Source organism: Pseudomonas sp. R3-41, from assembly GCF_054161485.1.
On sequence record NZ_CP096421.1, the window covers coordinates 4,498,532 to 4,519,952 of the forward strand.

The following is a 21,421-nucleotide window of genomic DNA, read 5'->3' on the forward strand; positions in this document are numbered from 1 at the left end:
CCTGCAAAAGGATGACGAGATGAACGCCAAGATGCTTGTCCTGCTGTTGCTGCCGCTTGCCGGTTGCTCCAGCACCACCGATACCCGCTCGATGCCGGTGCAGATCCTCACGGCCGCGCCGGCCAACGCCCAGGCCACCGACATGCCCAGGGTCGAACAAACCCTGAGGCCCCAAGATGTGTTGGATGTGATTTTTCACATCGACACCACCTCATCCCAGGCTTATCGAGTGCAACCTGGCGATCAGGTTGCCTTGAACTTCACCGCCGCCAGCCAGCTCAACGGCACGCAACAGGTGATGCCCGACGGCAGCATCGAACTGCCGGGCGCCAACACCTCGGTGAAAGTCGCCGGCCTGACCACCGACGAAGCCCGCCTGGCGGTGCAGCGTGCCTACAACCAGAAGATGCTGTTCCAACCCAACCGCAACCAATTGACCGTTCTGGTGACGAGCCCGCTGTCCGGCGAGACGAACTTGCGCAACACCCTGACCCACCCGGCCACGGGCATGAGCCGGGAAATCATCGTAGGCCGGGATGGCTACGCCAGCTTCCCGGAAATCGGCTCGGTGCCGTTGCAAGGCATGACCGTCACCCAACTGGAAACCTTCCTCAACGAGCGCTACGCGCAGCTGCCCGGCCACATGACGGTGGATGTGCTGCTCAAGTCCACCGCCGGCAACGAGATCTATGTCCTCGGCGAAGTGGCGCAGCCGGGTTCCTACCCGATCCGCCGGCCGATCTCGGTCCTCGAGGCCCTGACCCTGGCTCGTGGCACCAACGTCAAGGCAAGGCTCGACTCGGTGGTGATCATGCGTCGCAACGGCAATCAGGTTGAAGCCCGCCACTACGACGTGGAGAAGGCCCTGAGCGGTGACGCCTCGCAGATCGCCTACCTGCAACCGGAAGACATGCTGTATGTGCCCAAGACCGGCTTGGCCAAAGCCGGTGAAATGGCCAGGCAACTGGCCGACGTGGTGCTGTTCCAGGGCGTTGGCGTCAGCTTCGGCTACGACCTCGACAACGACAGCAGCGGCAACTGACCCAGGTGAATGATCATGAACCCCAAGGAAAACTATCTGCACGAGTTCTTCAGGATCTTCTTTGCCAACAAGCAGTGGGTGAAGCGCGTCTTCCTGATTTTCGCCATGATCGCCCTGGTGCTGCCGTTGATGCTCAAGCAGAGCTTCGACATCACCGCCCAGGTGATCGTCCAGTCGAAAAAGCTCTCCCAGGGCGACGCCACCACGTCGCTGAACCAGGAAAACGCCACCTTCATCCCGCCGTCCCTGGCGGACATGGAAACCGAGAGCAACATCCTGCGCTCGCCGGCGCTGATCCGGCAGACCATCAGTGTCCTGCGCGAACAGGGTGAATACACCCCAAGCCCCGGCATTCTCAACAAATGGGTGAGTGAACCGCTCAAGCGCTACATCACCCAGCCCCTGCGCGAGTACGTCGTCAACCCGCTGCGCGATGGCCTGGGGCTTGAGGTCGATCCGGTGCGCGACACCGTGCTCGATACCCTGACCGACGAGGCCATCGAGAACCTGAAGATCGAGACCCTGCCCGGCTCCAACGTCATCTCCATCGTCTACAGCTTCGGCGATCCGGCCCAAGGCACCCGGTTCGTGGCGCAACTGCTGCAGAACTACCTCAGCAACCGCCAGGACCTGCAGTCGATCGAACTGCCGCAAACCTTCTACGAGCAGAAGAAAGCCCAATACCAGACGCGCCTTGACGGCTTGGAAGGCAACCGCCTGACGCTGCTTGAAGGCGTCGGCTCTTCCGATCCCAAGGAAGAAATCACGTTCCGCTTGAATGCGATCAACACCGAGGAACAGGCACTGAACCTGTACCGGGATCGCTTGCTGCAAAGCCAACGCTGGCTCGATTACCTCAAGACCAGCCTGGCGGCGGCGAACAGCTCGCGGTTCAACGACTACACCTTCCCGTTCACCTTCACCACCACCGTGGACAACATTGCCTTCGAAGACCGGGAAATCCGGCAAATGGGCGAGCAATTGACCAGCCAGGTGAGCCGCTACATGAACGACCTGGCGATCTTCCAACCCAGCAGCGAACCGATGCTGCTGGCCCGGGAGCAGATCGTGCGCACGCGCCAGCAATTCCTCAAAGTGGTGAACAACCGCATCCAGGAACGCACCACCGACCTGGCGGTGGTCAGCTCGGTGATCAACCAGAAAGTCGAACGCATCGCAGCCTTCAAGGAACGCATCCACCAGTTGCAGGAAACCCAGAGCAAGCTGCGGCAGATGGACACCGAGATCAACGCCCTGCATGCGGCCTTCTCGACGTATGCCCAACGCTTCGCCGAGGCCAGCACCGCGCGTTCGCTGGACAACGACCTGTCCAACGCCCGGGTCCTGAGCCCGCCGTTCGAACCCACCGCCGCGGCCTTTCCCAAGCCGATGCTGATCATTGTCTTCGGCATGTTCAGTGGCCTGCTGCTGGCGATCGCCCTGGTCTACGTGCGTGAGTTCTTCGACCATCGCTTCAAGCACCCAGCGCAAATCAGCCAGCAACTGGATCTGCCGGTCTTGCTGGTGATCAACGAGCAGTCACCCGAGCAGATCAATCCACACCGCAACTGGAGCCTGCCCAGCCTTGTCCATTGGGTGAGAAATTGAACGCGCCGTTCGGCCCGTCCCGCCATGACAGCCCCTTGTCGATCATTCATCTGCTCGACAGCGGCGGCTTCTATGGGGCCGAGCGGATGCTGCTCGATCATTGCCTGGCGACACCCGGCCAACATCAGGTGGTGTTTCTGGCGGCGCCGCCGACCTTGATCACGCGGTTCCGCCAGGCCGGAGTCGATTGCCACCACTGCGCCAGTTGGGCCGAGTTGTTGCAACATTTGCGGCAACGGCGCGCCGAGCGACCACTGATCAATACCCACAACTTCAAGGGTCTGTTGTTCGGCTGGTCGGCGGCCACGATGCTGCGCCTGCCGCTGGTGATTACCCAGCACGGCTTCACGCCGCGCAGTCCAAAGCAGCGGTTCTATACGTGGCTGAGCCTGCAACTGTGCCGTACCGCGCCGGTCAAGCGTGTGGTTTGCGTGGCCGAAAGCATCGCGGCGCTGCACCGCCAGGCCAGCGTGCGGGCGGAAAAACTCGATGTGATCCCCAACGGCCTGCCCGCCGTCACGACGCCGCTGCCCCACCACGCCGACAGGCAGCGCTGGCGGGTCGGCTACGTCGGTCGGTTGAGCAGCGAGAAGGGCCCGGACCTGTTCCTCGACGCGATGATCCCGCTGTGCCAGCGCCATGCGTCGCTGCACGCGGTGATGCTTGGCGACGGCCCGGAACGCCAGTCCTTGCTCAAACGCATCACCGATGCCGGGCTGCCCACGCGCATCGAACTGCCTGGTTATCAGACAGACATGAACGGCTGGTGGAGCCGCCTCGATGCGCTGGTGATCAGTTCACGCACCGAAGGCACGCCGATGATCCTGCTCGAAGCCATGCAGGCCGGCGTGCCGGTGGTGGCGTTCGGCGTCGGCGGCATTCCCGATATCCTGCAAGACCGCCACAACGGCCTGCTCGCTACACCGGCCGACAGCGAGGCGCTGGCCAGCCAGATCGAAACGCTGTTCAGCGAACCGCCCCTGGCGCAGATCCTCGCCGACAACGCGCGGTGCACCCAACGCGACCGCTACGACCTGCGCACGCTGGCCGAACGCTGGTCACAACTCTATATCCGCACGGCACGGGAGGCTCGGCCATGATCGTCCCGCTCTCGATCGTCAGTCTGCTGGGGCTGGTCTGCCTGGCATTGCTGGCCAGTCCTTATCCGTTCCTGGCACCGGGCGCAGTGTTCGGCCTGGTGGGCGTCGCCATGCTGTACCGCAAGCCCAGCTGGGGTTTGCTAGGCATTGCCGCGCTGCTGCCGTTCGAAGGCCTGTTCAAGGACAACGCGTTTTCCGGCAGCAAATTCCTCGGCGTGGCGCTGATCCTGATCCTGATGCTGCAGTTGGCCTTGCACCAGATCCCTGGGACGCGCTTGCGCAGCAATATCTGGAAGCCGTTACTCGGCTTCATGGCGTTGTATGGCCTGAGCCTGTTGATCTCGGAAAACATCGGCGTGTCCCTGACGCATCTGCGAGAACTCGCCGTAGGGCTGATTCTGTTTGTGATCGCGCTGCTGATCGGCCGCGAGCTGAACCTGGATATGTTCGCCCGGCTGATGACGGTGAGCGTCGCCACGGCCTGCGTGCTCGCGATGTTTTCAGCCCGGTACCAGGATCAGGGCCGCGCCTCGGGTTTGCTGGAAGACCCGAACGCCTTTGCACTGTTGATTGCCTTTACCGTACCGCTGGCATTGCTGCTGACCCTACGCAGCCAGAACCTGTTGCACCGGTTGTTCTGGGGTGGCGCTTTCATCCTGTTGTTGGGCGGGATGACGAAGACAGAATCGCGTTCAGGGCTGGTTGTGCTGTTGCTCAGTCTGATGATCGGCTTGTATCACTATCGGGCGCAGCTACCTCGCATACGTCCTCGGCACCTGGGGTTCGCGATGCTCGGCCTGGCACTCATGGTTCCGGTGACAGTCGCCGTGATGCCGGCTGGCTACGTGGCGCGCATCCAGTCGTTGAGCATCCTCAGTTCCGGCACCAATGCCCACAAGGACGGTTCCTTGGGTCGTCGCGCCTCCTACATTGTGGTGGGCAGCCAGATGATCCGAGAGAACCCGATTCTCGGTTCCGGCCCCGGGACGTTTCCGCAGCACTACGCCCCCACCGGCTACGCGAAAGCATTCTCGGCCAATCGCAAAATGGGCGATCTGTACCGCCAGGCCCATAACACCTACCTGGAAATCTTCAGCGAAATCGGCGTACCAGGCGGCTTGATGTTTGTCGCTACGATTGGGCTGGGCCTCTATAACCTGATGCGCGCGCGCCAACTCTGGCTCCGGCGTAGGGACTGGGCCCAGGCGGACCTGCTGACGCACTTGGGCATGAGTTTCCTGTCGCTGGCGCTGTTCCTGATGTTCCTCAGCGCGCCGAACCACAAGTTGCTGTGGATCATGCTCGCCTTGACCAGCATTTTGCGCTACGACGCCGAACAGGCCGAGCCGCAGGAGGCCCGTTCATGAGCCGCGTAAGCATCATTATCCCGATGTACAACGAGGCCCGGCACATCGGCCGCACACTGCTGGCGGCGCAGGAAGCGGCTCGCCAGGCGCGGCTGGATTGCGAGTTGATCGTGGTGGACAACGGCTCCGACGACCACGGTCCGCGCATCGCCAATGAGCTGGGCGCGCGGGTGTTGATCGTACCTGGCGTGCACATCGGTGCCCTGCGCAACCGTGGCGCGGCGGTCGCCAGTGGGGAATGGCTGGCGTTCATCGACGCCGACATGGAAATGCCGGCCGACTGGCTCAAGTCACTGCTCGAAATGGAAGGCCGCCAGGGCGATGTGCTGGGGCTTGACCTGGACACGCCCGGCCAAGCGCCGTGGTTTGCACAGGCTTGGCAGCGCCGCAGTCAGCGTCCGGGCTCCCGCCCCTTGCATCGCGTGCAATGGTTACCCAGCGCCAATCTGTTGATGCGTCGCGCCTGGTTCGAACGGGTCGACGGTTTCGACGAGACCCTGCGCACGGGTGAAGACAAGGATTTCTCCCTGCGCCTGCGCCAAGCCGGTGCGCAGTTGTTGCTGGTCAACGAAAGCGTGGCCCTGCACTGGGGCTATGAAGGCAGCTGGCGCGAATGGATGAGCAAGGAGCTGTGGCGCCAGGGCAGTCACTGGCAGTTGTTGCGCAGCCACGGGCCGAGCCTGCGCCTGCTGCGGTTTCCCGCGCTGTCCATTGGCACCTGGGGCATGGATTTGCTGGCACTGATCGCCTTGCTTCAAGGCCAGGCGCGCCTGGGGCTGATGCTGTTGTTCATCAGCACATTGCCGGCCTTGGTGCTGAGCCTGCGCCAGAGCCAACGCGACCCGCGCCTGGCCTTGCAACTGTGGACCTTGCACGGGGTGCGCCTGCACCTGACCGGTGCCGCGCTGCTGCTCAATCTTTTCCAACGGAACGTCAGGAGACCTGCCCGTGGCTGAATATCTGTATTGGTCTTGCCTGTTGCTGCCGGTGTACGCCTACCTCGGCTACCCCGTGCTGTTGACCTTGCTCACTCCGCTGTTTCCGGTACGCCGCTACATCACGGCAGTGCCCATGGACGTCAGCATCATCATTGCTGCCCATAACGAGGCGCGGCACATCGAAGCGAAATTGCGCACGCTGCTGGCCCAGGATTACCCGGCGCGCTCGCTGCAAATCATCCTTGCCAGCGACGGTTCCACGGACGACACGGTGGCCTGCGCGCGCAACGTCATCGACCCGCGGATTACCGTGCTCGACCTGCCACGCCAGGGCAAGGCGGCCGCCCTCAATACCGGCGTGGCCCACAGCAGCGGCGACATCCTGGTGTTCACCGATGCCGACAATCAATGGTTTCCCGATACTCTCGGCCATCTGCTGGCACCGCTAGGGGATCCTGAGGTTGGCGCCTGTGCCGGCCATATGGAGATTCCCGTGCCGGGCAAGGGCCTGAGCCTGGGCGATAGCTTGTATCGGCACTACGAAGGCTGGTTGCGGCGGGTGGAGAGCCGCACCGATTGCATGGTCTCGGCCGACGGTGCCCTGTTGGCGCTGCGCCGGGTTTTGTTCCAACCGATACCGGCGCAAGTCAACGATGACTTTTTCCTCAGCACCTGCGCGCCGGCCGCTGGCAAATCCATCGTCTACGTACCCCAGGCCCGAGTGACCGACCAGGGCGTGGACGAAGCCGACAAGCAGTTTCGCCGGCGCCAGCGGGTCACCGTCGGTGGGTTGCAGAGCCTGGCCCAGCGCCGGGAGCTACTTAACCCGCTGCGTCACGGCCTCTACGCCATCGGGTTGATCAGCCATAAATTGATCCGCCGCCTCGCGCCAGTGTTGCTGCTGCCGCTGTTGCTGAGCAACGCCTGGCTGTGGGACGACCATCCGTTCTATCGCCTGAGCCTGGTGGCGCAGTTGCTCGGCTACGCCATGGCACTGATCGGCTTGATGGACGCCGGCCACCGGTTGCCCCGGCCCTTTCGACTGGCGGCGTTCGTGCTGGTGACGCTGGCGGGCATGAGCATCGGGCTCTGGCAGTTCCTGCGGGGCCAGCGCTACAGCCAATGGAACCCCGAGCAGAATCGCTAAGGAGAAGGGCCGATGTCGATCAAACACGTCTTCAAGCGCACCGGCGGCTGGCTGTACCTGAACACATCCCTGGGCCGCCATCCACTGCGTGGCGCCGGCGTGATCCTGATGTTGCATCGCGTGTTGAACAACGACCGCGCCGCCGAATTGCCCCATCGCAACGAGTTGTGCGTGGGGCCCGATGCGTTTGAACATTTGCTGATCTGGCTGCAACGGCATTTCGAATGTGTGCCACTGATGAGCTTGCTGCTGGCCGACCCTGAGAGTGTCCCGAATCGCCCACGGGTGGCCCTGACCTTCGACGACGGCTGGCGCGACAACGCCATGAATGCCTTTCCGTTGCTGCGCCAATACCAGGTACCGGCGAGTATTTTCCTGTCCACCGACTTCGTCGGCAGTCGCCAGCACTTCTGGTGGGAAAGCATCGGCGAAACCCTGTGGGGCAGCCACGGACAGGTGGCACGGCATTCGCTGATCGAGCAGTTGCAACACGTCGGGCGGCCGTTGCCGGTGCTGCTCGATGATATCGACGATGAGCGCCGCAGCCTGGCGCTGCTGCATTATCTGCAAAGCCTCAAGACCCTCGATCCACGCACCTTGAGCGAGCTCACGCAGGCCTGCCCGCACGGCTCGCAACCCCAGGCCCTGGACTGGCCCCAGGTGCGCCTGCTCGAAGATTCCGGCCTGGTCCGCTTCGGCCCCCATGGCGCCAGCCACGCGATCCTGACCGGGCTGGACGACCAGCGCCTGCATGAAGAACTGACCCGCAGCTGGACAGCCCTGGAAAACGGCTGCGCCCAACCCTTGCCGGTGTATTGCTATCCCAATGGGGATAACGATGCCCGCGTGCGCCAACAGGTGGCGGCCCACGGTTTTGCCTTCGCCCTGGGCACCGAGGCCGGGCTGTATCGCAACGATGGCGACCCTTTGAACCTGCCGCGTTTCGGCGTCAGCCAGCGCAACGCCTGCCACCCTGAATTGTTGGCCTGGCGTATTCGCCAAGGAGCCCGTTCATGAATCGCGCACATTACATCAGGCTTTTGGTGTTGAGCATGGGCACAAGCCTGGCGATGATCGGCCTGCGCCTGCTGCGCAACGTGTTGCTGGCACGGATCCTGGGGCCCAGTGAACGCGGGCTGTTGGCGCTACTGAGCACCCTGCCGGACCTGATCAGCGCCACCACCAGCGGGGGCCTGAATTCCGCCGTGGGGTATCAGGCGGCGCAGCATCGCTCGATGAGCCTGTTGCTCAGCCATGTGCTGGTCTTCGGCTGCCTGCTGGCGGGGTTGCTGACGCTGCTGGTGGTGGCGCTGGTGCGCGGGTTCGGCGCCGAACTGGACATCACCCTGCAGCTGGGACTGCTGGCCTGGCTGCTGTTGCTGGCCGTGCCGCTGGCGGTACTCAAGAGCGGCCTGCTGACGCTGCACAACGCCTCCGGCGGCGTCGGTGTGTTCAATGCCTTGCGGCTGATGGAATCCCTGGTCCCGCTGTTGCTGTTCGTCGCGCTGTTCTGGATGTGGAAAGACACGGCGCTGGAAGCGGCGCTGATCAGCTGGCTGGCGGGCCTGAGCCTGGTCGTACTGGCGGGCTGGATGTGGTTGCGCCGAGATCATGCGTTCACGCTGCGCTGGGATCGCACCGGCCAGAACGAACTGCTGCGTTACGGTGTCCGCAGTCATCCGGACCTGTTGTTCCAGCAACTGATGATGCGCTCGGATTACCTGTTCATCGGTGCACTGCTGGGCAGCACGGCGCTGGGGCACTACGCCATGGCCAGCGCCGCGGCTGAACTGCTGCATATCGTGCCGGAAGCGGTCACCACGCCACTGATGAAACGCCTGCTGCAGCAAGACACAGACATGAAGCGCCTGACCCCGCTGGCCTTGCGCCTGACCGCCACGGCCATGCTCGCCGCCTGCCTGGGCATGGTACTGGTCGGCGAATGGCTGATCGTCACCATGTTCGGCATCGCCTACCAACCGGCGTACCCGGCCCTGCTGGCGCTGCTGCCTGGGGTGTTCGGGTTGTGCTACGCGAGCATCCTGCGCCTGGACCTGCTGGGCAAGGGCCGCCCCGGTAGCGTTTCGTTATTGATGGGCGTGGGGGCGCTATTGAACCTGGCGCTGAACCTGATCCTGATTCCGAGCTACGGCATCGTCGGCGCCGCCGCCGCTTCGTCCATCGCCTACTTGGGTGTGACCGTTGCCATGCTGGTGATGTATTGCCGCCTGAGCGGCGTGGCGCCGTGGCAGACGCTGATCATCCTGCCCAGTGATTTGCTGCCGATGCGTCAGATGCTGCTGGGGAAATCCGCGTGAGCACCGTGGCCAGCAAAACCGCCATCGCGAGCAAGCTCGCTCCCACAGGGTCCGGTATGTGCAAGCACCACAAATCCCTTGTGGGAGCGGGCTTGCTCGCGAAAGCGGTGGGGCAGCTTGCGATGATGTTGAAAGTGACGGCCTCTTCGCGAGCAAGCCCGCTCCCACAAAAACCTGGCGCCGAGCACAATTTTCATGACCACAACAAATCAACTGTGGGAGCGAGCCTGCTCGCGATGAGGCCAGTGCGGCGCATGCTCAAAATGAGCGGTTGCCTGTGTTTCCTGCTTTTGGCCACTTCGGCCCAAGCCGCGTCCATGCAGTGGACCGGTATCCGTGACGGCAGCCTGTACCTGCAAACCGACCGTCCAGATGCTGTCACCGTACGCTGGGTGCCCGCCTGGCAGGCCGATGCCAATGCCGAACACGTGTATCTGCTCGACGGCCACGGGCGGTTGGCGGGCGAACGCCTGGTCAAGGCCGACCAGGTGCGCGGAGAGCAACAATGGCCCTTGCTGCCCGGCGCCGCCAGTTATCGGTTGGAGATTCCCGGCTACAGTTTCCGGCGCTATAGCGTCGAACACGACGCCCGCACCCGTGCCCTGTTTGCTCCGGCCAAGGTGCATTTCAGTGCTGAAGCCCACGATGGCGACGAGCTGTATTTCAAAGTGGCGGCTGGCGAACAGGCAGTGCTGGCAGGCAAGTTCCACGGCGGCGCGCGGGCATTGCAAGCCCGGCGCGTCGCCGATGGCAAACAGCTGCAACTGAACCTCAAGCCGTACCGCGCCTATTGGCAGTTCGACCAAGTGGCCCTGCCGGTGACGGATGTTGAACAAGTCTGGCGCCTGCATGTACAGGGCAATGGCAAGCTGGCGTTCTGGCTGGACGGCACGGCCAACCTGTTCGCCCAAGACCCGGCGCACTTGCAACCGGTGCGCCAGGATCCGGGGCAGACCCACCTGACGCTCCACGACGAGGCGCTCGGCACGACCCCTAAACTGGGCATATACCTGCCGTACGAATTACTGCCGCCCTCCAGCTACGCGATGCTCGATGCGCTCAAACCCCAGGCGGCAAGCCTCTACAGTTTTGTCGATGTCATGGCGGCCAAGGTCAATCATGAAGACGCCTTCCGACGTTTGTATCAGGGCCGCTTCGGCATCAGCCAGGACATCACCCTGCTCGCCGCTACCCAGCGCCGGGCGGATCTGCAGGCCGACCGGACCAGTCTCAGCGGCTTGCAAGCCTGGCTCATGTCGACCCGGGCTTCGGGCGGCAACGGTATCCATTACCTCAGTTTTGCCGATGAGCCAAACCTGAACTACCCAGACTTCGCCAGTTTCCAGCAACTGTTCCAGAGCATGGCGGCCCAGGTCCGCGCCGATCCTGCCAACGCACGCGCCGGTGTCCGCATCGCCATACCCGCCAGTTCCCGGTTCACCAACGGCCCCTTCACCGACAATGCGGCTGACAAGCGCGGGATCGACTGGGCACGGCGCCTGCTCGCGACGTCCGACGACCAGATCGACGCCTTGGCCTGGCACGAATGGATGATCCGCGACCTGCTGGCGACCCGGGTCTACCGCGACAGCGTCCGTCAGGCCGCCAACCTGGTGGGGCTGGACAGCCAGGGCCGGCCCCGCAAGGCGTTGCTGTTGGACCAGACCAACATGTCCAGCGGCTCGAGCCTGAGCCCTTACGACCAGGAAACCCACTACGCCGCTTTGTGGTGGACGTCGGTGGCGATCAACGCCTCCGCGGATGGTTGGCTCGACATGCTCAACTGGTTCATGCTCGCCGACGAACCCGAATACCCCAAAGGCATGGTGCGGGTGCTGGACAATCAGCGCTTCGAGCTCAAGCCCGTGGGCCTGGCCCAGCAGTTCATCCAACAGCACTGGCTCGACCAGGTGCTGCGCCTGGACAACGACGCGTTTGAAGTCGACGTACTGGCCATGGCCACCGGAAAACAACGCAATCTGCTGGGCGTGAACAAAAGCACGCGAGCCCATCAGGTCAGCCTCGACGGCACGGCCTGCCCTCAGCCTGGCATGACCTTGATGTATTTCGGCCCGGACAACCGCAGCCACAACGCTGTGCTTGATTGCAAGGCCGGCCAGGTCGGGTTCCTCCTGCCAGGGGAAACCGTGTTCGCCCTCAGTTGGACAGCTCCCCTTCCCCCCAAACCTGCCACCCGTCAGGAGGCACCATGAACGCTCTGCAAACATTGCGAGATCGCATCCAGAAAAAAGGTCTGCGCGCCGTTCTAAAGCAGCTGTGCAGACGCTACGTATTTGCCCACACCCGACTGGTGTGGCTGGAGCATGACATACGGACCCCGCTCCCCCCCCATAACCTCAAGCCCTACCCACCGATGCGCCTGGAGCTCATCACGGTCAGCAATGCCGATGCGTTTGCCCGACACTTCGGCGACCGCGTCGAAACCATGCGCGAATTGGCGGCTGAAGGCTACACCGGCTTGATGTACCTGGATGATCAGGGCGACAGCGTGGGCTTCGCCTGGGCCAGTACACGGGACTATTTCGACCGCCATTTCTACCGCTGCAACTTTCCGATCAAGCCTGGCGAGTACTTTCAGTTCGGTGGCGAGGCGATTCGTCAATACTGGGGTACCAGTATCTCGGCGGACATGCAGTTGGAGGTGTGGAAAGTCATGGCGGACCAGGGTTGCAGCACGATGGTCGATGTCTGCGATCTGCAAAACATCCAGGCGATCAAGATGCACATCCGCATGGGCTTCCAGGAGCGCGGGCAGATCACCCACCTCTACCGTTTGTTCGGTCATTGGCGGTTCCTGCGCAATACGTCTTACGCCGGCACGGCACTGGACGCGTTCCGTAAACCGGCGCAGCCGGCTGCCTCGACGTCGGCGGCCTGATCCCCATGGCGATCCGGTTCCAATGGTGTCGCTCCCTGGGCGCAGCGGATTTTCCTGTATCAGCTTATGAACTGCTGCTGACCCAGGTGGCCGACGCAACACCGTTCAACAGCCTGGCCTGGCTGCAAGCGGCGGAATTCGCCCTGTTGCCCGAGCAGCAGTTGCATGTACTGCTGGGCTGGCAAGACCAGGCCTTGTGCCTTTGCCTGCCTCTGATATCAGGACGTGAACGTATCGGCGGGCTGCGGTTCCGAGTGTTGCATCACTTGGGTTTTCCAATGACCGACCGCATCGCCCTGCTGGCGCGCCTGGACGCCGAAGACATGGGTCAGGCGCTGATGCAGATCCGTCAGCACTTGCCTCACGCGTTGCTGCAATTGAATGAAGTGATCGAGCCGATCGGTGAGCAAAGCGTCCTCAGCGCCTGGATGGCGCTGAGTTCAACCGGAGAACGGCGGCTCAGTTGCCGGGTTCCGGTGCATTTGATCAATGACAGTGACCGTCAAGAGATATCCGGCGATCCACGTTATAAATTGCGCCGGGCGCGCAAGCGGATCGCCGCCTGTGGCGCCGAGATCCGCCGGGTGACACCCGATGCCATCAGCATGGGGCAATTGCTGCGGACCCTCGCCGATGTCGAGGCGGTCAGCTGGAAAGGCGAAGAAGGTGTCGGCATTTTCGCCGACCCCAGGCGCCACCAATGGATGAACCACGCCTTCACCGCCCTCGCCGCCCAAGGCCTGGTGCGGGTGGTGCTGCTGGAGCTGAACGGCGAGTGCATCAGCTATCGCCTCGGCCTGCTGGACCAGGGCCGGCTGTACGATTACAACCTGGCGTTCCTGCCGCAGCATGCCGACCTGGGCAGCGGCCGGGTATTGCTTGAAGAGTGGATCCGCTGGGGGCTGGACGAAAACTGGCGCTGGATCGATGCGTCGCGGGTCAGTCTCAATAACTCCAATCATCAATTGCACGAGCGCATGACCGGCCTGCTGGAACACTGGCGTTGGAGTTTTTATTCCTGGCAGCCTGATGGTTTGCTCCTGGGTTTCGCCTTGCGGCTTTGGAAGAGCCTGAAACCATGGCTTGGCCAGCGCAAGACGAAACCAACCGCGGCGACGTCATCGTCTTCCTCCAAGCCCCAGGAGAACACCCATGCCTCGCCGAGCGATCATCAACGCTGACGACTTCGGGCTCAGCCTCAGCGCAAACGCATTGATCCTGCGGGCCTTCGAGACCGGCGTGATCAGTTCCGCCTCGGCCATGGCCAACATGCCGGGTTTCGAGCAAGCCTGTGAATTGGCCCGGCAACCACTGCTCAACGGCCACGTCGGCCTGCACTTCAATCTCAGCCACGGCCCGTCGCTGGGCCAGGCAATCGCATCGCGCCGGCTTTTTTGCGACGCCAATGGCCAGTTCGACCTGAACCTGTCGCGGTATTGCCTGCGCCTGGGTACGAAGGACCTGGCGGCGGTGGAAGACGAGCTCCACGCGCAATGGCAACATTGTCTGGATCAAGGCCTGAGCCCCAGCCACCTCGACTCTCATCAACACGTGCACAATATCTGGCCCATCGGCGAACTGGTGGCCCGCTTCGCCGCCCGGCAAGGCGTGCCCATGCGCCTGGCGCGCAACCTGGGGGTGAACTTGAACCTGCCCAAGCGCATTTTCAAGACCCTGCTCAACCGGCGCTTGCGCAGCCTGTGCGGGGCGACAGCGGATTACGTCTGCACGCCAGCCGACCTGGACCACGCCGCGCCGCCGGAACACGGCTCGCTCGAGGTCATCGTTCATCCGCTGCAATTGGACGGGGACTTTGGCGATGCCAGCCTGATGCCAGGAGACTCGTTGACCCACGTACTGCACAAGCGCCTGGCGGGCGTGCCCAAGGTCGCGCATGACCGGACCACCCAGGTGTTGAAGCTGGTTGAGCGTGGGGACGGGCACTGACAGGGACGCGTATACCTGTGGCGAGGGAGCTTGCTCCCGCTGGGTCGCGTAGCGGCCCCTCAGGCTTCAATGGTGACTTGTCGGGGACTGCTTCGCAGTCCAGCGGGAGCAAGCTCCCTCGCCACAAGTCATCATTGTTTCAACTACCGAGGCTCAGCCGCGCCAGCGAGGCACGGCGGTCGATGGCCTCACGCAACCGGCGCTTCTGCGCCTCCCAGACATTGGCATCCACCCGGGGTGAACGCATCAGCGCCAACATCGCTTCCTTGGCGTTGAGGTATTCGGCCCACGCATCCCGCGCCTTGAGACTGCGCCGCTCTTCCTCGCTCATGTCCATGCGCCGCAGGGCCAGGGCACATTCGTCCTGGATCAAGGGGCCGAGGGTCGCCTGGATCTTGTGGGGTGCCTTGAAACACGCCGTACCGGCGACGATCTCCCGCGCCCGGTCCAGGCCCCATTCCAACGCCTGGGCCAGTGGTTCATGCAAGGTGCGGTCGTAGAACTCTTCGACCCAAACGGATCCATTCGGACGATAAACACAGACGAAGACTTGCGTCATGCCCTGCTGATTGATTCTTGCTTGAACCTCGACCTGGGTACCGTCCTCCAGGATCTCTTCGTGGTTGCGCGCCGGCAACCGGCTGTTTACCCAAAGCCAATACTGTGCGCTTCTACGTCGCATCGCGTTGCCCTCCCCCTAAGGAATAGGGAGTAAGACACAGGGTTTGGGGATTTTCCAGCGCCGACAAGCGCGCTTCAGACGAATGACAGCCCGAAATCCCTGCGTCGATTTCGGAGAATCTGCTACAAGGCATCTTCGGTTTCGAGTAGCGAATGGCATCGATGTCTTCACTCTTACTTTCTGGCCTGAAACGCCGCTGGTTGGCCTGGCTGTGCATGAGCGCATTGGTGATCGGCCTGCCGGTGGGCTGCGGGGTGTTGCAGCACAAGGAACGAGAACTGGTCTTTCGCATCGAGCCGGGGACGGCGAGCTGGTTCAGTGGGTTGCCCAGTGGTGTGCAGGAATTCGACCTCAAACCCAAAAGCTTCAAGGCCGGGGAAAATATCCACGGCTGGTGGTGGCCGGCCGAACGCAAGAACGCGCCGGCCATTTTGTATTTGCACGGCGTACGCTGGAATTTGACTGGCCAATTGTTTCGTATCCAACAACTGCGGGCGCTGGGCTATTCGGTACTGGCCATCGACTACCGAGGCTTTGGCAAAAGCCATGGGGAGCTGCCGTCGGAGGCCAGCGTCTATGAAGATGCACGCATCGCCTGGGAGCGTCTCGAAGTCTTGCAACCGGACCCAAGCCTGCGGCTGATCTATGGCCATTCCCTGGGGGGCGCCGTCGCGGTGGACCTCGCTGCGCAACTCGGCCAGCAGGTGGCGAAGGATGGCAAAGCCCGGGTCCGGGGCCTGGTCATCGAATCCACCTTTACTTCGCTGGGGGATGTCGCCACCGCGATGGCGAATACGTCCCTGCCGGTGCGTTGGTTGCTGTCGCAGAAGTTCGACTCCATCGACAAGATCGGCGAGATCAACATGCCGCTGCTGATTGTCCATGGCGCCGCCGACCGCTACGTGCCGCCACGGTTCAGTGAACAACTGTTCAACGCTGCCCGGGAACCCAAGCGCCTGCTGCTGGTGCCTGGGGCGACGCATAACAACAGCATGAGCCGGGCGGGCAAAAACTACCGGCAGGCCTTGGATGCACTGATGAAAAGCTCGCCATCGCCTGTGGCCGGAAACACCCCCGCTGCCCCGGCCAAAGCGGTTGAGCCAATGAATCCCCATGCCTCCTGTGGGAAGCGGTGGGTCAGTTAGTAGCGATGTTGGCTGTGCCGCCGCCATCGCGAGCAGGCTCGCTCCCGCCGTTTGTCCGAGGAGTTCGCAAATATTGCATACACCAAAAACCCTGTGGGAGCGGGCTTGCTCGCGAAAGCGGTGGGTCAGTTGGTAAGGATATTGACTGTACCGCCATCTTCGCGAGCAAGCCCGCTCCCACAGGGTTCCGAGGCGTTCAAGAAATCGGCATCCACCGCTGATTCCCTTGTGGGAGCGAGCCTGCTCGCGATGGCGGTGGGTCAGGCGACGATGAGCCGTCAGGATCCCGCGCCGAACCGGTCACGGCTGTTGGTCAGGTGCAGCCACATGGCGGCGCGGGCGGCGTCCGGGTCCTGGCGCTTGATGGCGTTGAAGATCGCCTCATGCTCAAGGCTGGCAAACTGCGCCAGCTTGCTCAGATCCGCCTGGCCGCGCTCGGCCACGTTCACACGGGTCCTGGGAATCATCGCATTGCCCAGGTGCTGCATGATCTCGACAAAACAGGCGTTGTCCGTCGCTTCGGCGATGAGCAGATGGAAACGCCGGTCAGCTTCGACACAGCTGTCGTTGTTGTTGGACAACCGCTGGTAATCCTCCAACGCCTGGCGCATCCGCTGCAGTTGATGTTCGCTGCGACGCTGGGCCGCCAAGGCGACGGCCTGGGTTTCCAGGCCCAGGCGCAGTTCCAGCATCGCCCGCACCCCCGCAGCGGTGTCGACATTCAGCCGCAGCCCCTGCTCGCCGGTTTGCGCCAGCACAAAGGTGCCGATGCCGTGGCGGGTCTCCACCAGCCCCGAGGCCTGCAATTTGGAAATCGCCTCGCGCACCACCGTACGACTGACGCCATGGGCCTGCACGATGGCACCTTCCGACGGCAACTTCTCGCCCGGTTTCAACTGCCCCAGCAGGATGCTCTGGCTCAGCTTCGCCACCAGGTCATGGGCCAGGTTGTGGGTGCGCTTGCGCAGGGGGGCGTGGGTGTCTGGCGGCATGAACCGTTGTTCCTTGATACGGGCAGGCTGATCGTCGGATGAAACCTCGTCGCGCCCTGAACTTGTATGACAAGCTAGATCATCGCAGCCTACACAAGGTTGCGCCAGTACAAACGCAACCCTGCCTGAATTTTTTATTTTTTTACCAACCCCCGTAAACAAAGGAGCCCAGAGAGATTTTCAAGTGATCGCAATCAAAAAGCGACAAAGCTCACTTGTAAGACAAAAAAATCAAGTTGTATGATGTCTATCAACATCGCCCCGTCGCGATGCCCCATAAAAACAACGAGTGGGAAAGACATGCAGATTCAAGAAGCCACCAAAGCCCCGATCATTACCAGCATGCAGGTCGTACCCGTGGCCGGCCACGACGGCATGCTGCTGAACCTCAGCGGCGCCCACGGTCCGTTCTTCACCCGCAACATCGTCATTCTCAAGGACAACGCCGGCCACACCGGCGTGGGCGAAGTGCCCGGCGGCGAGCGCATTCGCCAGACCCTCGAAGACGCCCGTTCGCTGGTGGTCGGCAGCCCTATCGGCACGTACCAGAAGATCCTCAACACCGTGCGCCACGCCTTCGCCGACCGCGATGCCGGCGGCCGTGGCCTGCAGACCTTCGACCTGCGCATCACCATCCACGCGGTTACCGGCCTGGAAGCGGCCTTGCTGGACCTGCTCGGCCAACACCTGGACGTACCGGTCGCGGCCCTGCTCGGCGAAGGCCAGCAGCGTGATGAAGTGAAGATGCTCGGCTATCTGTTTTACGTCGGTGATCGCCAGCAGACCGACCTGGCCTATCGCAGCGAGCCGGATGCCGACAATGACTGGTTCCGCGTTCGCCACGAAAAAGCCCTGGACGCCGACGCCGTGGTGCGCCTGGCCGAAGCGGCCCAGGCTCGTTATGGCTTCCAGGACTTCAAGCTCAAGGGCGGCGTGCTCCAAGGCGACGCAGAAATCGAGGCAGTCACGGCCCTGGCCGAGCGCTTTCCACAGGCGCGCATCACCCTGGACCCGAACGGCGCCTGGTCACTCAAGGAGGCGATCCGTTTGTGCCGCGACCAGCACAAAGTGCTGGCCTATGCCGAAGACCCTTGCGGTGCCGAGAACGGCTATTCCGGGCGCGAGGTCATGGCTGAATTCCGCCGCGCCACGGGCCTGAAGACCGCCACCAACATGATCGCCACCGATTGGCGCGAAATGGGTCACGCCATCACCTTGCAGTCCGTGGACATTCCCCTGGCCGACCCGCATTTCTGGACGATGCAGGGCTCCGTGCGCGTGGCGCAGATGTGCAATGAGTGGGGCCTGACCTGGGGCTCGCATTCCAACAATCACTTCGATATTTCCCTGGCGATGTTCACGCATGTGGCCGCCGCGGCACCGGGCGACATCACGGCCATCGACACTCACTGGATCTGGCAGGACGGCCAGCGGTTGACCAAGGCGCCGCTGCAGATCCAGGGCGGTTGCGTGCAAGTGCCGAAAAAACCGGGGCTGGGGATCGAGTTGGACACCGACCAGCTGGCCAAGGCCCATGAACTGTACAAAGGCATGGGCCTAGGCGCGCGGGACGATGCGGTGGCGATGCAGTTCCTGATTCCGGGCTGGACGTTCAACAACAAGCAACCGTGCCTGGTTCGCTGAGTCGATCAACTTCCCTGTGGGAGCGAGCTTGCTCGCGATGGCGGTGGGTCAGTCACATTGATGTCGACTGACACTTCGCTATCGCGAGCAAGCTCGCTCCCACATTGGGTCGATGGTAGCCATGAGTTTGAGGCCACTCATGACTCCCACATTGGGATCTGGGGCGGCCTTTGATTTCATGACCGCCGCAAACACCTGTGGCGAGGGAGCTTGCTCCCGCTGGGCTGCGTAGCGGCCCCCTTCCGGCGGTTGCTGCGCAACCGAGCGGGAGCAAGCTCCCTCGCCACGGTCATCATCTGCCTTCAGACATCACTAACCCGCTGCCAGCTATCCGCCCGGCCCAGGCATTCAGGCTCAACCCTCCGGCCGCAGGATCAACACCGCCAACGGCGGCAGGTTGAGCTCCAGCGACAAGGCCTGGCCATGGCTGGGCACTTCTTCGGTGGAGGCTCCGCCGCCGTTGCCGTAGTTGGAACCGGCGTAGGTGTCGGCATCGCTGTTGAGCAATTCGACCCAACGCCCGCCGAACGGCACGCCGACCCGGTAGGCCTCGCGTGGCACCGGGGTGAAGTTGGCGACCACCAGCACCGGCCGGCCATCCTTGCTCCAGCGCAGCCAGGCGTAGACGCTATTGAGGGCATCGTCACCGATCAGCCATTGGAAACCCTGAGGCGCGTCATCCTGGTCATGCAGCGCCGGTTCTTCACGGTACAGCCGGTTCAGATCGCTCACCAACTTCTGCACGCCCCGGTGCTCCGGGTATTGCAGCAGGTACCAATCCAACTGCTGGTCGTGGTTCCACTCGCGCCATTGGCCGAACTCACAGCCCATGAACAACAATTTCTTGCCGGGATGGCCCCACATGAAGCTCAGGTAGGCCCTGAGGTTGGCGAACTTCTGCCAGCGATCACCGGGCATCTTGTCGATCAGCGAGCGTTTGCCATGGACCACTTCGTCGTGGGAAATCGGCAGCACGAAACGCTCGGACCAGGCGTACACCAGGCCAAAGCTCAGTTCGTTGTGGTGATGGGCGCGGTACACCGGGTCTTGCTGGATGTAGTGCAGCGAATCGTGCATCCAGCCCATGTTCCACTTGTAGGCGAAACCCAGGCCGCCCTGCTGGGTGCTCTGGCTGACGCCCGGCCACGCGGTGGACTCTTCGGCGATGACCAGCGCACCGGGGGTTTCCAGCGCCACCACGTCGTTGAGGTGCCGCAGGAAATCGATGGCTTCGAGATTTTCCCGCCCGCCGTGACGGTTGGGCACCCACTCACCCGCCTTGCGCGAATAGTCGCGGTACAACATCGAGGCCACGGCATCCACCCGCAGGCCGTCGACGTGGAAATGCTTGAGCCAGTGCAACGCCGACGCCAGCATGAAGCCGTGCACTTCGGTGCGGCCCAGGTTGTAGATCAGCGTGTCCCAATCCTGGTGGAAGCCTTCCAGCGGGTTGCCGTATTCGTACAGAGCGGTGCCGTCGAACTGGGCCAGGCCGTGGGTATCGGTGGGGAAATGCGCCGGCACCCAGTCGAGGATGACGCCGATATTGGCCTGGTGGCAGGCGTTGACGAACGCGGCGAAATCGTCCGGCGAACCGAAGCGTGCCGTCGGCGCGAACTGTGACAGCGGCTGATAGCCCCAGGAGCCGCCGAAGGGGTGCTCCATGATTGGCATCAGCTCGATGTGGGTGAAGCCCAGGTCCTTGACATACGGAATCAACCGCTCAGCCATTTCATGCCAGTTGTATTGCCGGGCCACCTCCCCCGCCTCGTCGATTTCGCACTGCCAGGAGCCGGCGTGCAATTCATAGATCGACAACGGCGCGCCCGGTAGCTGGCGTTCGCGACGGCTTTGCATCCACTCATCGTCGTGCCATTCGATGTTCAGCGGCGAGGCGACCTTGGAAGCGGTGTCCGGCGGCATCTGCGTGGCCAGCGCCACCGGGTCGGCCTTGAGGGGCAGGATGCCGTGGGCGCCGAGGATTTCATATTTGTAGCCTTCGCCAGCACCGAGCCTCGGGATAAAGATCTCCCACACGCCGGATGGATAACGGATGCGCATCGGATGTCGCCGGCCGTCCCAGACGTTGAAGTCGCCGACCACCGACACCCGTCGCGCGTTCGGCGCCCAGACCGCGAAGCGCACGCCGTCGACGCCATCGACGGTCTTCAACTGCGCCCCCAAGCAGGCGCTGAGATCACGATGGTTACCTTCGGCGAACAGGTAAAGGTCCATCTCCCCCAGCAACGGGCCGAAGCTGTAGGGGTCTTCGGCAACCTGCTCGCCGCCAGCCCAACGGGTGCGCAGCAAGTACGCCTGGGCGCGAGGGAAATGGCCGACGAACAGCCCCGGGGTTTCGGTGACTTGCAGCTCACCCAGTTCTTCGCCGCTGTCCCGGGCCAACACATGTACGCTCAGGGCACCGGGCAGGTAGGCACGGATGAACTGGCCGCCGGCGCCGTCGCCATGGGGCCCAAGGATGGAAAACGGGTCGTGATGTTCGGCACGTACCAGCGCGTCGATGTCATGGGGCGCCGGCAACAAGGACTCCTTGGCCTGCCCCTGGGGTTCTTTATTCGAGACACTCATGAT

At 62.8% G+C, this 21,421-nt stretch carries 17 protein-coding genes; 14 read left to right on the plus strand and 3 right to left on the minus strand.

Annotated elements, in window-relative coordinates:
• Nucleotides 1–19 precede the first annotated feature (19 nt).
• The 12 genes from M1D99_RS19230 (at nucleotide 20) to M1D99_RS19285 (ending at nucleotide 14,366) form a co-directional block, all read left to right on the plus strand.
• Nucleotides 20–1,042 carry a polysaccharide biosynthesis/export family protein gene (locus tag M1D99_RS19230; protein WP_186708624.1) on the plus strand — a complete coding sequence of 341 codons (1,023 nt, stop codon included), beginning with the start codon at nucleotides 20–22 and terminating at the stop codon, nucleotides 1,040–1,042.
• Between the two features lie 15 nt (nucleotides 1,043–1,057).
• Nucleotides 1,058–2,650 carry a GumC family protein gene (locus M1D99_RS19235; protein ID WP_411385076.1) on the plus strand — a complete coding sequence of 531 codons (1,593 nt, stop codon included), beginning with the start codon at nucleotides 1,058–1,060 and terminating at the stop codon, nucleotides 2,648–2,650.
• A complete protein-coding gene (locus tag M1D99_RS19240; RefSeq protein WP_186708620.1) occupies nucleotides 2,647–3,750 on the plus strand; it encodes a glycosyltransferase family 4 protein in 1,104 nt (367 codons plus the stop codon). The genes M1D99_RS19235 and M1D99_RS19240 overlap by 4 nt, the downstream gene beginning before the upstream one ends.
• The gene (locus tag M1D99_RS19245; protein ID WP_434571091.1) at nucleotides 3,747–5,117 is read left to right on the plus strand and encodes an O-antigen ligase family protein; all 1,371 of its coding nucleotides are present in this window, start codon (nucleotides 3,747–3,749) and stop codon (nucleotides 5,115–5,117) included. Before M1D99_RS19240 ends, M1D99_RS19245 begins: the two co-directional genes overlap by 4 nt.
• Nucleotides 5,114–6,073 carry a glycosyltransferase gene (locus M1D99_RS19250; RefSeq protein WP_458130623.1) on the plus strand — a complete coding sequence of 320 codons (960 nt, stop codon included), beginning with the start codon at nucleotides 5,114–5,116 and terminating at the stop codon, nucleotides 6,071–6,073. The genes M1D99_RS19245 and M1D99_RS19250 overlap by 4 nt, the downstream gene beginning before the upstream one ends.
• Nucleotides 6,066–7,202: a glycosyltransferase gene (locus M1D99_RS19255; RefSeq protein ID WP_458130624.1), complete on the plus strand. Its 1,137-nt coding sequence runs from the start codon at nucleotides 6,066–6,068 to the stop codon at nucleotides 7,200–7,202. The genes M1D99_RS19250 and M1D99_RS19255 overlap by 8 nt, the downstream gene beginning before the upstream one ends.
• A gap of 12 nt (nucleotides 7,203–7,214) precedes the next feature.
• Nucleotides 7,215–8,219, plus strand: coding sequence for a polysaccharide deacetylase family protein (locus M1D99_RS19260; RefSeq protein ID WP_434571097.1), 1,005 nt, complete (start codon nucleotides 7,215–7,217; stop codon nucleotides 8,217–8,219).
• Nucleotides 8,216–9,520: an oligosaccharide flippase family protein gene (locus M1D99_RS19265; RefSeq protein ID WP_186708605.1), complete on the plus strand. Its 1,305-nt coding sequence runs from the start codon at nucleotides 8,216–8,218 to the stop codon at nucleotides 9,518–9,520. The genes M1D99_RS19260 and M1D99_RS19265 overlap by 4 nt, the downstream gene beginning before the upstream one ends.
• A gap of 263 nt (nucleotides 9,521–9,783) precedes the next feature.
• Nucleotides 9,784–11,733: a hypothetical protein gene (locus M1D99_RS19270; protein WP_458132155.1), complete on the plus strand. Its 1,950-nt coding sequence runs from the start codon at nucleotides 9,784–9,786 to the stop codon at nucleotides 11,731–11,733.
• Complete coding sequence (locus M1D99_RS19275; protein ID WP_458130625.1) at nucleotides 11,730–12,419, plus strand: N-acetyltransferase; 690 nt, start codon at nucleotides 11,730–11,732, stop codon at nucleotides 12,417–12,419. The genes M1D99_RS19270 and M1D99_RS19275 overlap by 4 nt, the downstream gene beginning before the upstream one ends.
• Nucleotides 12,420–12,424: 5 nt before the next feature.
• Nucleotides 12,425–13,600 (plus strand): GNAT family N-acetyltransferase, encoded by a 1,176-nt coding sequence (locus M1D99_RS19280; protein WP_458130626.1) that lies wholly within the window; start codon nucleotides 12,425–12,427, stop codon nucleotides 13,598–13,600.
• Nucleotides 13,572–14,366, plus strand: coding sequence for a carbohydrate deacetylase (locus M1D99_RS19285; protein WP_434571102.1), 795 nt, complete (start codon nucleotides 13,572–13,574; stop codon nucleotides 14,364–14,366). Before M1D99_RS19280 ends, M1D99_RS19285 begins: the two co-directional genes overlap by 29 nt.
• Nucleotides 14,367–14,505: 139 nt before the next feature.
• On the opposite strand, the gene M1D99_RS19290 is transcribed toward M1D99_RS19285, so the two are convergent.
• Nucleotides 14,506–15,048 carry a hypothetical protein gene (locus M1D99_RS19290; RefSeq protein WP_434571104.1) on the minus strand — a complete coding sequence of 181 codons (543 nt, stop codon included), beginning with the start codon at nucleotides 15,046–15,048 and terminating at the stop codon, nucleotides 14,506–14,508.
• Nucleotides 15,049–15,209: 161 nt separating this feature from the next.
• Here M1D99_RS19290 and M1D99_RS19295 point away from each other — a divergent pair, with 161 nt between their 5' ends.
• Nucleotides 15,210–16,193 (plus strand): alpha/beta hydrolase, encoded by a 984-nt coding sequence (locus M1D99_RS19295; RefSeq protein WP_458130627.1) that lies wholly within the window; start codon nucleotides 15,210–15,212, stop codon nucleotides 16,191–16,193.
• A gap of 278 nt (nucleotides 16,194–16,471) precedes the next feature.
• Here M1D99_RS19295 and M1D99_RS19300 read toward each other — a convergent pair whose 3' ends face one another.
• A complete protein-coding gene (locus tag M1D99_RS19300; RefSeq protein WP_186708587.1) occupies nucleotides 16,472–17,185 on the minus strand; it encodes a FadR/GntR family transcriptional regulator in 714 nt (237 codons plus the stop codon).
• Nucleotides 17,186–17,485: 300 nt separating this feature from the next.
• On the opposite strand from M1D99_RS19300, the gene gudD reads away from it, so the two are divergent.
• A complete protein-coding gene (gene gudD, locus M1D99_RS19305) occupies nucleotides 17,486–18,829 on the plus strand; it encodes a glucarate dehydratase (RefSeq protein ID WP_186708585.1) in 1,344 nt (447 codons plus the stop codon).
• 354 nt (nucleotides 18,830–19,183) lie between these two features.
• On the opposite strand, the gene glgB is transcribed toward gudD, so the two are convergent.
• Nucleotides 19,184–21,418 (minus strand): 1,4-alpha-glucan branching protein GlgB, encoded by a 2,235-nt coding sequence (gene glgB / locus M1D99_RS19310; protein WP_186708576.1) that lies wholly within the window; start codon nucleotides 21,416–21,418, stop codon nucleotides 19,184–19,186.
• Nucleotides 21,419–21,421 lie beyond the last annotated feature (3 nt).

What these genes read in the sequence shown, in the direction of transcription:
- M1D99_RS19275 (WP_458130625.1), top strand. Translation starts at nt 11,730, where the DNA reads ATGAACGCTCTGCAAACATTGCGAGATCGCATCCAGAAAAAAGGTCTG.
- M1D99_RS19230 (WP_186708624.1), top strand. Translation starts at nt 20, where the DNA reads ATGAACGCCAAGATGCTTGTCCTGCTGTTGCTGCCGCTTGCCGGTTGC.
- M1D99_RS19250 (WP_458130623.1), top strand. Translation starts at nt 5,114, where the DNA reads ATGAGCCGCGTAAGCATCATTATCCCGATGTACAACGAGGCCCGGCAC.
- gudD (WP_186708585.1), top strand. Translation starts at nt 17,486, where the DNA reads ATGCAGATTCAAGAAGCCACCAAAGCCCCGATCATTACCAGCATGCAG.
- M1D99_RS19280 (WP_458130626.1), top strand. Translation starts at nt 12,425, where the DNA reads ATGGCGATCCGGTTCCAATGGTGTCGCTCCCTGGGCGCAGCGGATTTT.
- M1D99_RS19285 (WP_434571102.1), top strand. Translation starts at nt 13,572, where the DNA reads ATGCCTCGCCGAGCGATCATCAACGCTGACGACTTCGGGCTCAGCCTC.
- M1D99_RS19245 (WP_434571091.1), top strand. Translation starts at nt 3,747, where the DNA reads ATGATCGTCCCGCTCTCGATCGTCAGTCTGCTGGGGCTGGTCTGCCTG.
- M1D99_RS19300 (WP_186708587.1), bottom strand. Translation starts at nt 17,185, where the DNA reads ATGCCGCCAGACACCCACGCCCCCCTGCGCAAGCGCACCCACAACCTG.
- M1D99_RS19270 (WP_458132155.1), top strand. Translation starts at nt 9,784, where the DNA reads ATGAGCGGTTGCCTGTGTTTCCTGCTTTTGGCCACTTCGGCCCAAGCC.
- M1D99_RS19295 (WP_458130627.1), top strand. Translation starts at nt 15,210, where the DNA reads ATGTCTTCACTCTTACTTTCTGGCCTGAAACGCCGCTGGTTGGCCTGG.
- M1D99_RS19235 (WP_411385076.1), top strand. Translation starts at nt 1,058, where the DNA reads ATGAACCCCAAGGAAAACTATCTGCACGAGTTCTTCAGGATCTTCTTT.
- M1D99_RS19265 (WP_186708605.1), top strand. Translation starts at nt 8,216, where the DNA reads ATGAATCGCGCACATTACATCAGGCTTTTGGTGTTGAGCATGGGCACA.
- M1D99_RS19260 (WP_434571097.1), top strand. Translation starts at nt 7,215, where the DNA reads ATGTCGATCAAACACGTCTTCAAGCGCACCGGCGGCTGGCTGTACCTG.
- M1D99_RS19290 (WP_434571104.1), bottom strand. Translation starts at nt 15,048, where the DNA reads ATGCGACGTAGAAGCGCACAGTATTGGCTTTGGGTAAACAGCCGGTTG.
- glgB (WP_186708576.1), bottom strand. Translation starts at nt 21,418, where the DNA reads ATGAGTGTCTCGAATAAAGAACCCCAGGGGCAGGCCAAGGAGTCCTTG.